The sequence below is a fragment of the Schleiferilactobacillus perolens DSM 12744 genome, from assembly GCF_001435585.1.
GTDB classification, from domain to species: Bacteria; Bacillota; Bacilli; order Lactobacillales; family Lactobacillaceae; genus Schleiferilactobacillus; species Schleiferilactobacillus perolens.
Genome location: NZ_AZEC01000019.1, coordinates 1 through 12,968, shown reverse-complemented (window position 1 = coordinate 12,968; position 12,968 = coordinate 1). Strand labels below are relative to the sequence as shown.

Genomic DNA, 12,968 nt, shown 5'->3' with positions numbered 1-12,968 from the left:
CCCCACTATGCTAAACTAAAAGTTACCCCCACACCCCACCGAAAGGACTCGATCAACTTGGCAAAGCAACGCAGGAAACTTCCCGAGTGGCAGCAAAACCTCAGAGTATTATGGTTCGGCAACTTCATGGCCGGTATCGGCTTTTCCCTAATCATGCCCTTCATGTCGCTTTACATTGACACTCTAGGCGATTTCACCCGCACCCAACTCAGCTTTTGGAGCGGCCTCACCTTTGCGGCGACCTTCTTAGTCACCGCCGTCATCTCGCCCATCTGGGGCAAGATGGCCGACGAGCGCGGCCGTAAATTGATGCTGCTGCGGGCCAGCCTTGGTATGGCCGTGGTGATTGCCTGTATGGGACTGGTGACCAACGTCTATCAGCTGGTCTTGCTGCGCTTCCTTCAAGGCATCTTTGCCGGATACATATCCAACGCCAACGCCCTGATTGCGACGACGGCCCCACGTTCCCAATCCGGTAAAGCACTGGGCACTTTGACTACGGGAAATGTATCTGGGATGCTACTGGGACCACTGCTCGGCGGCGCTATCGCCGAGGTGGTGGGTTACCGGACGACCTTCTTTGTGACCGGCACCCTATTATTGCTGGTGTTCTTCCTGAGTCTGTTTTTCGTGCACGAGCATTTTGTCCCAGTCAAACGGTCAGAATCCGTCCCAATGAAACAAGTCTTCCATGAGTTAAAGTATCCCCACGTCGTGATCGGTATGTTTGTCACCACGATGATCATTCAAGCTTCCAATAACTCCATCAGCCCGATTCTCAGTCTGTATGTTCGGCAATTGATGGGCGGGCACGGCGGCATTGCACTGGTATCCGGAATTATTGCCTCACTGCCCGGGGTGGCCACATTACTCGTGGCGCCCCGCTTCGGTGCATTGGGGGACCGGATCGGTACCGAAAAAATATTATTGATCGGTTTGATCTTCGCCATCCTCGTGTATATTCCCCAAGCCTTTGTCACAAACATCTGGCAACTTGGTTTTCTGCGTTTTCTCGTCGGCATTTCTGACGCGGCTTTGATTCCGCAAGTCCAGACGCTGCTGGCGAAATACAGTCCCCATTATGCCGCCGGTCGAATTTTCAGTTATAACCAGTCGTTCCAAGCAGTGGGCAATGTGGCTGGGCCGCTGATCGGCTCCACAATCTCCGGAATGTTCAGTTACTCCGCTGTATTTCTGAGCACCAGCCTGCTAGTCCTCGTGAACCTGATCTGGGTTAATTTCAACACCAAAGATATTCGACAATCCGAGCACGTGAAGAAAGAGGCCAACGAAAGTGAAGAATGAATCTACATTGCCCCAAGCTGTAATTTTTGATATGGACGGTGTTTTAGTTAATAGTGAGAAATTCTACTTTGAACGACGGATGCGTTACTTTGACCGCCATCAAGTCACACCGCGCTCCCGTAACATTCAAGACTATTTAGGCAAATCGGCGGCGGCCGGTTGGGAAATTGCCTTACCCTATCCCGCAGAACGGGCGAAAATTCGGGCTCAATTCGACAATTATCGGCGGACGCACAGAATTCCCTATGCAGACTACTTGATCGATGGTGTCCCCCAGGCGTTGCAACAACTCCAGGACTGGCATATACAAACCGCTTTGGCCTCTGCCGGTTCGCCAGATGAAATCCAGCGAATGCTAGTGGCTTGTGGCCTCACTGATTATTTCTCAGTCGTGATTAGTGGCGACACCATGACCCGGAACAAACCCGATCCGCAAATCTACCACGAAACCGTAGCCCGCCTGCAACTCGATCCGGCTAATTGCCTGGTGATTGAAGACAGTATCCCCGGTATTACGGCAGCGAAGCGTGCCGGGTTGACGACTTGGGCGTTACGGCCGAAGGATTATGTGATTGATCAAAGTCAGGCGGATTGGCGGTTTGGGGATTATGGGGAGTTTGTGGGGCGGTTGGAGGAGCTTGTTTGAAGAGAGGGATGACGGGGTTCACTGGGCATAGTCTCCAGAAACGGGCTCCGCGGACCAGGGGCTAGGGCAGAAGGCAGGGCAGGCATAAAACCTAAGTGCGGGTTTTCTGCCTGCCCTGCCTTCTGCCTACGCCCCTAAACGGTCCGCTGCGCCCTCTCCACAAAAAAAGAGGACTTCCCAGTCTCCTGGAAAATCCCCACCAAAAACGCCGAACTACTTTGCGCTTTCTTCTTCTTCGGGCTTCTTGTTCTTGTCGGTAAAACCATACTTCTTGTTGAACCGATCGATTTGGCCGTCGGCTTGGGTGAACTTTTGCTTCCCAGTGTAGAACGGGTGGGAATCAGAAGTCACTTCGACCCGGATCAATGGGTAAGTTTCGCCTTCAAATTCAACGGTTTCATTAGAAGTGGCAGTTGAGCCGGATACGAACTTAAAACCAGTCGACGAATCTTGAAATACGACTTTATGGTAATCTGGATGAATTCCTTGCTTCATTATTAATACTCTCCTTTGCCCTAAATCATTTGCTGAAATAGAGATTACTACGCACAATACTGTATGCTACCACGTGCATTGGCCATTCGTCAATGACTCATTTTCAATTGTCCACCATCGTCACATCAGCGCCGATACCGCGGAGTTTGTCGACCACGCGATCGTATCCCCGCAAAATATTTTCCACGTTAATAATCGTTGTCGTGCCATCGGCCATCAAACCGGCCAGCATTAAACACGCCCCGGCGCGGATTTCATCGGCTGACACGGTGGCGCCATGCAAATGGTCGGCGTGATGGACAATAATCACGTCGTGGTCCGTATAGATGTCCGCGCCCATCCGCCGCAATTCCGGAATGTGGCGCACGCGCTTGGGATAAATGGTATCTGTGACGATACTTTCGCCATTTGCCCGCAACAAAAGAGGCGTAATGGGCTGCTGTAAATCCGTCGCAAAACCTGGATAAGTGCCTGTCTGAATTTGGACCGTGTTCAACTCGCCAGACGGGTAGACGAAGATGCTGTCCTCATCGATCTTCATCTTGACGCCCATTTCTTCCAGCTTGGCCAGATAAGCGTCTAAATGTTCACTAATAATGTTCTTGATGATGATGCCTTCGCCTACTGCTGCCGCGATCGCCAAATAAGTACCGGCCTCAATCCGGTCAGGAATGATGGTGTGCGCGTTCTTAGCACGCAAATGCGGCACCCCTTCAATCCGGATCACATCGGTCCCAGCGCCCCGAATCACCGCCCCCATGTTGTTCAAATAGGTGGCAAGATCAATAATCTCTGGTTCCTTGGCGGCATTCTCAATGACCGTGCGGCCATGCGCCCGGACTGCAGCCAGGATCACGTTAATGGTCGCCCCAACGGAAACCATATCAAAATGAATCCGCGCCCCGTGCAGGCCCTCTGTGGGGGATTCAATCACCACAACGCCCTTGTCGTTGGTCACCACTGCACCGAGGGACTCAAACCCCTTCACGTGCTGATCAATCGGCCTGGGGCCAATATCATCGCCCCCAGGTAGTCCCACCACAGCTTTGCCAAAGCGCCCTAATAGCGCGCCCATGAAGTAATAACTGGCGCGAAGACTCTTGATTTTACCGTTGGGTAAGGGCTTAAATTCAATTTTCGTCGGGTCGATCGTCAATGTATCGCCCGTCATGCTGCATTCCACGTTCATCTCGCCAAGAATAGACATGAGATTGGTCACGTCTTGAATATGCGGTACGCTGTCGAGCACCACTGGTGTTTCGGAAAGAATGGCCGCCGGAATTAACGCGACAGTACTATTCTTAGCACCGCCAATCGTCACCGAACCGGCCAGCGGTTTCCCACCATGAATTATCATTTTTTTCATTTCGTGTAAAATCCTTTATCGTAAAAATGCGTTCACTAGAAGGGCCTGCGAAAAACTTGAAAACAGGCATACTACACTATGATAAAGAATTGCGAGAAAAAAAGCCAGCCCTTGTCAGGCTGACTTTCGTGAATCGGACTACTTCTCTTGTTTGGCCCGGTCTGCTTGCACCGGTGTAATTTCTGGTAAATCGGAAGCGGCCCCGATAAACGCCTTATAAATTGGTTCTGGGCGATTCGGCCGAGATTGGAATTCAGGATGGTATTGGACACCCACAAAGAACTTCAATTTCGGTAATTCAATAATTTCGACCAGGCGATTATCTGGAGAAACCCCCGCATAAACCATGCCCTTCTTCTCAAAGAGCTCCCGGTACTTGTTATTGAATTCGTAACGGTGACGGTGGCGTTCCATAATGACGGACTGGTTGCCATACGCCTTAGCGACCAGTGTGCCTTGCTTCAGCTTAGCCGGGTAAGAACCCAACCGCAAAGTGCCGCCGATATCAGTGACATCCTTTTGATCCGGCATCAAGTCAATGACGTTATCCGGCGTTTCGGGATCCACTTCGGTGGAGTTGGCTTCCGGTAAATTGGCCACATGCCGGGCAAATTCTACTGTGGCCATTTGCATCCCTAGGCAGACGCCAAGGAACGGCACATTGTGTTCCCGGGCATATTGAATGGCCAGAATCTTGCCTTCGACACCACGATTACCAAAACCACCAGGGACGATGATCCCTTGCGCACCGGCCATCAAGTCTGCCACATTTTCTTTCGTGACATTCTCAGATTGCACCTTAGTCAGTTCAATATCGGAATCATAGGCAAAGCCCGCATGCTTCAATGCTTCAGTGACAGAAATATAGGCATCCTGCAACTCCACATACTTGCCGACCAGCGTGATCTTGGTCTTGTGCTTCAAGTGCTTCACCCGTTGTTCCAATGCGCGCCAAGCAGTCATATCAGCCTTCGGAGCATCAATATGGAGCTGATCGCACACAATCTGGTCCATGCCCTGCTTTTGCAGCATCAAGGGCAAGGTGTACAACACCGGCACATCCCTGGATTCGATAATTGCATCCGGAGCCACATCACACAGTGTCGCAATCTTGTTACGCATATCCTGAGTAATCGGCTTCTCTGTCCGCAATACCAAAACGTTAGGCTGAATTCCCAAACCGCGCAGCTCTTTGACACTATGCTGGGTCGGCTTGGTCTTCATTTCGCCTGCTGCCCGCAAGTACGGTACCAGGGTCACATGGATATAAGTGACATTCTCCGCGCCGACTTCCGACTTCATCTGCCGTAAAGCTTCCAAGAATGGCAGGGATTCAATATCCCCGACAGTCCCGCCGATTTCAGTAATAACCACATCAGAGTCAGTGGTGGTGGCTGCCCGCATGATCTTATCCTTGATCATATCGGTAATGTGGGGAATGACTTGAACAGTCGCGCCCAAGTATTCGCCCTTCCGTTCTTTTGCCAACACTTCGGAATAAATCTTCCCGGTGGTGACGTTTGAATATTGGTTCAAATTACTGTCGATGAAGCGTTCGTAGTGACCAAGATCCAGATCGGTTTCTGCGCCGTCCTCGGTGACAAATACCTCACCGTGTTGATAAGGATTCATCGTGCCGGGATCCACGTTGATGTAGGGATCAAACTTCTGTAAGGTCACCTTCAGACCGCGATTCTTCAGTAAACGACCCAGTGACGCAGCAACAATGCCCTTGCCCAGCGAAGAAACAACCCCGCCGGTAATGAATACATACTTGGTCATAAATTAACTCCTTCATCCATTATTTTGTGGGGGAAATAATTAAAAACAAAGCAAGCTCCCCATTCCTTCGAACAGGGAGCTTGCGACCGTACTCTCTAAAATCTTAGAGAGTGCCCAAAAAGTATCCTACTAAAAAATAACAACGTCGTCAAGTATTTTACTTGTCTTCGTCGGCTTCATCCGAGTCATCATCATTTGAATCATCGTCGCCAGAGAAGTCAGGACCGTCATCGGCATCATCATCGTCCGTGTCGTCGTCAGAGAATTCCTGCAACTGGCCTTCAATACCATCGTCCAGACTATCGTCTGTCGCGTCATCATCAGAATCATCATCCGCCGGAATATCCTTCGCGATCTTGCTCAACGGCGTATGATCATCGGTATCGTCCGTATCATCATCGTCGTCGTCGTCATCATCATCGAAGTCATCATCTTCCGGATCATCATCGTTGTAGTCAATGACGTCATCGTCACTGTCCACATCGGCCAAGAAGGCATTGACCTTCTTCCGCTTCTTGCGGCGCGGCCGATCTTCTTCGTCCTCGTCACCGTGGTTGACCGCCTCATCCACAGAATCGAACGGATACCAGGAACGCAGGCCCCATACGTTATCCCCAAGGGAGATAAAGCTGCCGTCAACGTTCAGGTCCGTATAGAATTGCGATAAGCGATCACGGATCTCCTCATCACTCTTGCCGAGATAGGTTTGGATCTCGTTGACTAAATCGGCGAATGGAATGGTCTCGCCACGTTGCTTCAAAATAGCATGGGCGACTTCGATCATTGACAATTCGTCTTTATTTTCACCCTTAAAAACGTCCAGATTCAAGCGGGTACACGTCCTTTCACAGTCTTATAGCACATCTTACGCTCTCATGCACCAAAAAGCAATTGAAGTTGGTAGTCACCAAGATACTCCCCGGCGGCCATCAATTGATAAGCAATATTGATCCGCCCAGCCAGCGGCGCCTGCCGAATGCGCACTTGCAGGGCCTGGGTCACCGTCTCAATCGATAACATCCCATACGGTGTCCGATAACTGGCAATCACCCGTTTACCATTACTGAAGAATAACCGGGAAAAAGTATTCCCGGCCGAGCGCCCCCGGGTCACTTGAACATCCCCATTGGGCACAATCTTCACCGTCACCGGTTGATTATCGTCATTCTCCGGGTTGGTCTCTTCATACCGAATATAGAGATTGTCACCGACTTGGGCAATGGTCCCCTCTTCGTCGTACACATGATGCTCCTCTTCGTCCTTGCGTTGAATACGGGTTTCCAAATGAATACTAATCGGGACTGCCGATTCAAGAGCCACAACGCCACTTCCTTTCAAAACTGCTCAACTCTACTAGTACCATTGTACCGCAATACGCAAATCGGCGAATGGACGATGACTTGAGAGGTAAGTGACATGAAAAAGCAGCTATGCGTGCCAACCCGATTCCAATTTAGCAAAGATATCAAGAACGTAAGTATCGTAGATCTCTGTGACGACCATATAGTAGTCGCCGGATAAAGTATACCCGTTTTGGTTAGCATACTCTTCAAGAATCTTAATGGCATCGCGATAACTAGCCGTATTATTGGCCTGACGCAAAACCAGCGCGTGGTCTACCGCTAGCTTATCGACATAGTGAAACTGCTCGGAGAATTGACTATTACCAGTCAGGGGTAACGATATAGGAACATAGTAGATAAACTGAAACCGGTCGTCACTTAACCGTGCCATCTTCACGACCACAGGGGCCACCTGATAGAATTCCTTATCCACAATGACTTCCTGCAATTCATTGAGACCAGTGGCCCATTCATCGGGACTGGCCGTATGCTGTGTCGAGATCAAATACTGCATGTAAAGCGGTTGTTCTTGAATGGTGGGTGCCATACTGATCATTTCCTTCACTAATTCAATTCCGTAATGCCGATTGTTAAAACCGGTTCTTTTGCGTATGTGCCATCTGTGTTTTAGCACGGCAACTCACATCAAGATACCAGGGCGTGCCATCATCATGGAGAGTCATCACATTGAAAAAAGGGGCCATGATTTGGCAACCAGACTCCTCAGCAAACTTCTTCAAGTTGGTGTATGCCAGCACCGCTTGCCGATCAAAATCCGTCGTAATCCGGGTCATCAATAGATCCCTCTGGAAAAAAACACTGCGGAAAGAAACACTGGCATCCGTGAAGTTGGCGGTGTCCTCCACCACCGGAATACCCACCTCGTAGATTGGCAATTCATCACGAAACATGTTGAGAATGGTGAATACATAACGATTCGTCGTCGTTAACCCCGCTTCTTCAATTTGTTGATACAACTCAGCATAATGATCAGCGAGCATGGTCTTGCTATCGTCAGCAAACATTTTGGCCACAAAATTGGGAAATGAAAAAAATTGATCTGTAGCAATCATTCCGACCGCCCCGCTTCTAACTCGCCAAAAATATCGAAAATATGTGTGTCATAAACCTCGGTCACCACCATATAAAAATCTCCGGTCAGAGGGTAATTGTTCTCATTGGCATAGAGTTCTAAATCACGAATTGCGGCCGTGTAATCGTCGGTATGATTAGCCTGACGAATCATTAATGCATGTGGTACTGCGATCTTATCCACATACTGAAGCCCACTTTGAGATAAGGAGAGGTCTGACGGTTCAGCAATCACCGGCATATAATAGGTGAAATGAAACTGACTGCTTGTTACCTCTCTCACTTTGACGATAATCGGCGCCACTTGATAGAATCCTTCCGCCATCGGATTGGAACCTATTTCATTCAGCCCATCAATCCACTGATTGGGACTGCCATCTTTTTCAGTAGACATCAAATACGGCATGTACAAAGGGTGTTCCTGAATAATTGACATATTTTTCTTCCTCCCTCTAGGTTTTATTCGTTTTTCAACCACTCGCTGACATGCTGTCGTGGGATCTGAAGAGAATCATGACTCTCGCTGGGGCTAACATCGTTCACTTGAAAAAAAACGCCATTTTGCTTTCTTTGCTTAAACTCAGTATTTGCCGCAGCATTTTCTCGTCGCGCCTCTCGCAATTCCCGCCGTGACGGAATCTTAATGTTAAAACTCGGGAACTTTGCCTTAGCAAGTACTAGGAGAATCAGTCCACCACTCATTCCGGCAATGAAAATACTACTAATTGTTCCCATCACCCAAAGAATAGCCTGACCGACTTGTGACTTTTCAGCCATGTGCAAAAATAATGATGAACCGCCAATAAGCATCACCAATATACCTGAGTATGTTTTACTCTGTCGAACAATTCGTTTCGTTTTTGCAGCCGACATCTGCTTTTTAAAATCACCTCTTAGCATTTTCCTATACAGGATTGCAAAGACAACAGCTGCAATCACTAACCAAATAAAAAGGCTTCCAATAAAAACGCAATATGGCATTTGTTTAAATAATGAGCCGGTCGCCAACTCTACAGAAATAACTAACCCGCCAATTGCACCAGTAGTGAGTGAAAAGCTAAGCAATTGGATAGCTTGACTGACCCTTGCCATGGTGATGCTTTGGCCCACAAGGCAAATGAGAGCAACCAAAACAAGGTACATCAACACTGGAATGGCGGCTGTTTGGCCATACTTTTCCTGAGCGAAAGAATACAGTATAATCCCACAAATAAACTCAGATACCACGACAACCCAACGTAGTTTAGAGATTTGCAGTATGGCTTTGGCGTTTGAAGCATAGGACTTATCCAGCCACAACATATCTTCCTTCATCATTCCGCTCCAATCCATTGATTGACAGAGTTTTAAGCATTTTTAACGTGATCAATACTCTGACCAATTGATGAAAATAATCCAGATGTATTCTTCACTGTATTGCTTTTAAATTTCTTCCGCTTATTTAATGGCCACCGTTGATTGGTGTGTAGCCTGTTTAATTCGATTTGTCTTACGCCAAACAAAGTAGCCGAATACAATCACACTACCCATTGCAAACGCATAGTATCCCAGTATGAGATTATAAAACGTGAATACTTGTGCAGTTGTCACCTCCATGTTGTTTAACCAGTTATAGTAGGCAACATTTGCAATTCGTACGACAAACCACGCCACTACCCACTTCCAATTTGCTCCAGCAACCTGCTTCAATTGTTTCTCCTGTTCAGAACCTTTCGAAATCGGCTCTAAGCCTCCCTGTCCAAAAGGCTTTTGCAAAGAACGCTTGTAGTTGCGGTAAGCGTTCAGGTAAAAAATAAGCAGAATGAAGAATGCTGCTCCTTCCAGACGTCCGAGCCAATACAGTACATTCGATGTTGTTTCCATTGTTCTCTCCCCTTTTTCCTCTTGATAGTGTTTTTCTTCGTCAATTTTCAATTGCATCCATTGGTTCCCACGGTTGTAACTTTTTTATTGCGATTCGTTCCCTCGGGTTTTCCTCACGCTTTTTGCAAGTTGTGGTTTCCACCAAAATACCCAATCATTGCTTTGCAACAAACGCCAACCAATGATGCCGCCAACAATCACTACCACCAATTCAATTAGTGCTGAAATTGTCTTCCAAAGCGTTGACCAGTTTGTGTATTTTACAAACAACTGGTCAATGAATAGTGCTAGAAAGATAAAGCCCACAATAATAAAGATACAACCGAGCCGAATAACTAACCAGGAACGATTGGTTGCATAAAAGTGTTGCCGTGCTTGTAAATTAGCCTCCAACATTAATTCCCGCTTGAAGTAATAATAATTAACCAATACAGGTACTTGCCAACCTGCAAAGCCAACCAAAAACACACCCAGAGCACCACCCCATGCAGAGTCTATTGCTTGCTCAGCGATACTCAATTGTCTTGCAAGATGTGCTTCATACCCAGACATAATCATCATTCCTACGAGAATTATGGCGGCAACGAACGCAAGGATAATTACCCCCAGCAAAATGAAAATTTTTTTGTCCTTATTCGGCGTTAAAATACACGTACGGGAATAATACCCCAAAAGTAAAAGTACACTCAGATAACTCAGTGCTGCAACCGAATAGTAAGTCAATGCCGAATGTGTTGACTCAATTGCTAAAGTCACACTCATTAGTGCGCCTCCTCAAGTACGCTGCGAACAAAAGGATTGTGTTTAACAATATCGGTCTTACCGAGATTAAACACACCTTTCCCAATCTTCTCACCCCACTTCTCGCCTCCATACTGAATAAACTTGCCCGACACAGAAGTCGGTTTTTCAGGAATCTCCAGGTTTTTTTCTAAGAACGGATCAATGACATATTTGTCCGCAATTCTTTCTACACCCTTTTTCAGTGTTTCCTTGCCATAGGCTTCACTAAAGACCTTCATGACTTCTTGATAAACGGTCAGTTTTTAGATCGCTCAGAGTGGCATTCTAATAACGCATCAGTTCAGCACGTTTTTGCACGTACTAGCACAAAGGCCTTCAGGTCTGATTGCCCTCATCCTACACAATTTGTGGCTTCCATTTAAAAACCAAATCGTTACTCCGCAATATTGTCTTCCCGATGTACGCTCCCAGCAGCGAAAGAACAAGTAGTTGAGAAATTGCCAATGACTTTATCCGAAGGTCATTATTGTCTGTGTATTGAGCAAACAACAGAAGAATGAAAAAGCCGAGAGACATGAACGACATTGTGATAAAAACACCACCCGTTCGGACCATTAGCCACGACCGATTAGTCGCATAGAAATGCTGCTGCGTTTTCAATTTAGTATCTGTCATCACTTCCCTTTTGAAATAAAAGTAATTGACCATTACTGGTACCAGCCAACCAGCCAAACCAATCAATAGCAAGCCAAGTGTTGCCTCAAGGGCGGAACCAATGGCGCCTTGAAATTTACCATATTGAGTCTCATATCCATTTAAGATCATCGCACCGACAAACAACTGAGAAACAACGAACGTAAGGATACCCCCAACAAGCAGTATGATAATCTTCTTATCGTTACCTGGTGTCAAAATACAGGTTCGGCAGTAATACCCCACAAGTATCAGTACACCCAGATAAATCAGAGCCGCGATCGAATAGTAATACACTGGCGAGTGGGCTGCGCTGGCTAACCATGCCATATTCATTAGTGCGCCCCCTCAAGTACGCTGCGAACAAAGGGATTGTGTGTGATGATATCGGTCTTACCGAGATTAAAAACACCCTCTCCAAACTTCTTGCCCCACTTCTCGCCTGCGTACTGAACAAATTTACCTGACACAGAAGTCGGTTCTTCAGGAATCCCCAGGCCTTTTTCTAAGAGCGGATCAATGACATATTGGTCCGCTGCTTTTTCTGCACCCTTTTTCAGTGTTTCTTTGCCATAGGCTTCACCAAAGCTCTTCGTTATTGTCTGAATTACTTCCTTACGGGCAGCGTGTTCTTTAATCACTGGATTATGCAAAATGGAATTTGCACTCCGGATCGATTTAAACACCTCACCCATCTGAGAAAAATCTCCTTTCGCAGCAGTAACCAACTTGAAATTATCCGCCATCGATTTGGATGCATTGTTCAACACTGTCGTCTGGTCTGCTCCTTCAAATAGGCTATGCACCGTCACTTTGCTTGTCCATGTGGCCTTAATATTATTGCGCGCATTGCTCAAAATATCTTTGCTCTTTGAGATCACGATACTTTTAACCTCCCCAGAGGTCTCTGCAGATAACACAGACTTGACGAAACTAAGTCCGCCGATTTTGAGTTCTTTCGCGCTGGCCACCCCAAATACCTTGGAAAACTCATTTAACGCACTGGTACTGCCTACTATCGATAACCCAATATCCGCTACCTGATAGGCAATTTCTCCATTACTTTTTCCAAAAGCATAAACAAATCCGTTCTTTATGAAGTCGTATCTGTCTCCATCTTCACCAGTCGTAGCCTGATGATATTCACCAATCATTCTGCTCACAGGAAATAATGCCGTTGCCGCAACCGCTATTCCGGCAACTAATGGTCCCATCGCGACAGCTGCTGCAACCGCCGCACCCACCGCAACGGCAGTAACCACCGCTTCAAAAAGCAGGTTCACCCATCCCTGCTTTTTCATTTCTTCTTTCTTGGCCTGCAACACTTTTTTGACATAGGCCACATGGGATTTCCATTGGTCCTTCAACAGCTTGGCATATTGACCCATCAAATGGACGTTGTCTTGGTCTACTTGACTGACCTGCGCTGTATCTGCCAACAACTTCGCGCCCAGCATCTGTCGAAAGCTGCCCGCCACATACCCATTCATCCGCACTGCGGGTTGTCCCATGTACTGGCTGATGACATGCCCGATGTCCTGCAGTAACAAATCGGCATTTTTAGTGAGTTCTTCACTGGATTTCTCGTAGTTTGCCCAGGCATCCTGTTGATCATCAATGATGTGCGGCAACTCACTGT

General features: G+C 47.4%; 16 protein-coding genes. 2 read left to right on the top strand and 14 right to left on the bottom strand.

The window, feature by feature from the left end:
* The first annotated feature begins 57 nt into the window (after positions 1 to 57).
* The gene (locus FD09_RS13930; RefSeq protein ID WP_235812303.1) at positions 58 to 1,305 is read left to right on the top strand and encodes a multidrug efflux MFS transporter; all 1,248 of its coding nucleotides are present in this window, start codon (positions 58 to 60) and stop codon (positions 1,303 to 1,305) included.
* Entirely contained in the window at positions 1,295 to 1,951 is a 657-nt protein-coding gene (locus FD09_RS13925) for an HAD family hydrolase (RefSeq protein WP_083487962.1), read from the top strand. Before FD09_RS13930 ends, FD09_RS13925 begins: the two co-directional genes overlap by 11 nt.
* 213 nt (positions 1,952 to 2,164) lie before the next feature.
* Here the strand turns inward: FD09_RS13925 and FD09_RS13920 are convergent, their stop codons facing one another.
* The 14 genes from FD09_RS13920 to FD09_RS13855 form a co-directional block, all read right to left on the bottom strand.
* Entirely contained in the window at positions 2,165 to 2,446 is a 282-nt protein-coding gene (locus FD09_RS13920) for a type B 50S ribosomal protein L31 (RefSeq protein ID WP_057822304.1), read from the bottom strand.
* A gap of 103 nt (positions 2,447 to 2,549) precedes the next feature.
* On the bottom strand, positions 2,550 to 3,812 hold the full coding sequence (locus FD09_RS13915) for a UDP-N-acetylglucosamine 1-carboxyvinyltransferase (protein ID WP_057822303.1): 1,263 nt from the start codon (positions 3,810 to 3,812) through the stop codon (positions 2,550 to 2,552).
* Positions 3,813 to 3,950: 138 nt separating this feature from the next.
* The gene (locus tag FD09_RS13910; protein WP_057822302.1) at positions 3,951 to 5,594 is read right to left on the bottom strand and encodes a CTP synthase; all 1,644 of its coding nucleotides are present in this window, start codon (positions 5,592 to 5,594) and stop codon (positions 3,951 to 3,953) included.
* Between the two features lie 157 nt (positions 5,595 to 5,751).
* On the bottom strand, positions 5,752 to 6,423 hold the full coding sequence (gene rpoE, locus FD09_RS13905; protein ID WP_162261529.1) for a DNA-directed RNA polymerase subunit delta: 672 nt from the start codon (positions 6,421 to 6,423) through the stop codon (positions 5,752 to 5,754).
* A 44-nt stretch (positions 6,424 to 6,467) separates the two neighbouring features.
* Complete coding sequence (locus tag FD09_RS13900) at positions 6,468 to 6,914, bottom strand: YwiB family protein (protein WP_057822301.1); 447 nt, start codon at positions 6,912 to 6,914, stop codon at positions 6,468 to 6,470.
* A gap of 108 nt (positions 6,915 to 7,022) precedes the next feature.
* The gene (locus tag FD09_RS13895) at positions 7,023 to 7,484 is read right to left on the bottom strand and encodes a hypothetical protein (RefSeq protein ID WP_057822300.1); all 462 of its coding nucleotides are present in this window, start codon (positions 7,482 to 7,484) and stop codon (positions 7,023 to 7,025) included.
* 43 nt (positions 7,485 to 7,527) lie between these two features.
* The gene (locus FD09_RS13890) at positions 7,528 to 8,010 is read right to left on the bottom strand and encodes a DUF5085 family protein (RefSeq protein ID WP_057822299.1); all 483 of its coding nucleotides are present in this window, start codon (positions 8,008 to 8,010) and stop codon (positions 7,528 to 7,530) included.
* Positions 8,007 to 8,465 carry a hypothetical protein gene (locus FD09_RS13885; protein WP_057822298.1) on the bottom strand — a complete coding sequence of 153 codons (459 nt, stop codon included), beginning with the start codon at positions 8,463 to 8,465 and terminating at the stop codon, positions 8,007 to 8,009. The genes FD09_RS13890 and FD09_RS13885 overlap by 4 nt, the downstream gene beginning before the upstream one ends.
* A gap of 23 nt (positions 8,466 to 8,488) precedes the next feature.
* The gene (locus FD09_RS13880; protein WP_157053842.1) at positions 8,489 to 9,346 is read right to left on the bottom strand and encodes a hypothetical protein; all 858 of its coding nucleotides are present in this window, start codon (positions 9,344 to 9,346) and stop codon (positions 8,489 to 8,491) included.
* Positions 9,347 to 9,466: 120 nt separating this feature from the next.
* A complete protein-coding gene (locus tag FD09_RS13875; RefSeq protein WP_057822296.1) occupies positions 9,467 to 9,949 on the bottom strand; it encodes a hypothetical protein in 483 nt (160 codons plus the stop codon).
* Between the two features lie 27 nt (positions 9,950 to 9,976).
* Complete coding sequence (locus FD09_RS13870) at positions 9,977 to 10,654, bottom strand: hypothetical protein (protein WP_057822295.1); 678 nt, start codon at positions 10,652 to 10,654, stop codon at positions 9,977 to 9,979.
* Entirely contained in the window at positions 10,654 to 10,914 is a 261-nt protein-coding gene (locus tag FD09_RS13865; RefSeq protein ID WP_057822294.1) for a hypothetical protein, read from the bottom strand. The genes FD09_RS13870 and FD09_RS13865 overlap by 1 nt, the downstream gene beginning before the upstream one ends.
* Positions 10,915 to 11,032: 118 nt before the next feature.
* Positions 11,033 to 11,665, bottom strand: coding sequence for a hypothetical protein (locus tag FD09_RS13860; protein ID WP_057822293.1), 633 nt, complete (start codon positions 11,663 to 11,665; stop codon positions 11,033 to 11,035).
* Positions 11,665 to 12,968 (bottom strand): hypothetical protein (locus tag FD09_RS13855; RefSeq protein ID WP_057822292.1); only part of this gene is annotated, 1,304 nt, incomplete at its 5' end. The genes FD09_RS13855 and FD09_RS13860, both read right to left, overlap by 1 nt.

What these genes read in the sequence shown, in the direction of transcription:
- FD09_RS13920 (WP_057822304.1), bottom strand. Translation starts at nt 2,446, where the DNA reads ATGAAGCAAGGAATTCATCCAGATTACCATAAAGTCGTATTTCAAGAT.
- FD09_RS13915 (WP_057822303.1), bottom strand. Translation starts at nt 3,812, where the DNA reads ATGAAAAAAATGATAATTCATGGTGGGAAACCGCTGGCCGGTTCGGTG.
- FD09_RS13910 (WP_057822302.1), bottom strand. Translation starts at nt 5,594, where the DNA reads ATGACCAAGTATGTATTCATTACCGGCGGGGTTGTTTCTTCGCTGGGC.
- FD09_RS13895 (WP_057822300.1), bottom strand. Translation starts at nt 7,484, where the DNA reads ATGGCACCCACCATTCAAGAACAACCGCTTTACATGCAGTATTTGATC.
- FD09_RS13890 (WP_057822299.1), bottom strand. Translation starts at nt 8,010, where the DNA reads ATGATTGCTACAGATCAATTTTTTTCATTTCCCAATTTTGTGGCCAAA.
- FD09_RS13885 (WP_057822298.1), bottom strand. Translation starts at nt 8,465, where the DNA reads ATGTCAATTATTCAGGAACACCCTTTGTACATGCCGTATTTGATGTCT.
- FD09_RS13880 (WP_157053842.1), bottom strand. Translation starts at nt 9,346, where the DNA reads ATGATGAAGGAAGATATGTTGTGGCTGGATAAGTCCTATGCTTCAAAC.
- FD09_RS13875 (WP_057822296.1), bottom strand. Translation starts at nt 9,949, where the DNA reads ATGCAATTGAAAATTGACGAAGAAAAACACTATCAAGAGGAAAAAGGG.
- FD09_RS13870 (WP_057822295.1), bottom strand. Translation starts at nt 10,654, where the DNA reads ATGAGTGTGACTTTAGCAATTGAGTCAACACATTCGGCATTGACTTAC.
- FD09_RS13865 (WP_057822294.1), bottom strand. Translation starts at nt 10,914, where the DNA reads ATGAAGGTCTTTAGTGAAGCCTATGGCAAGGAAACACTGAAAAAGGGT.
- FD09_RS13860 (WP_057822293.1), bottom strand. Translation starts at nt 11,665, where the DNA reads ATGAATATGGCATGGTTAGCCAGCGCAGCCCACTCGCCAGTGTATTAC.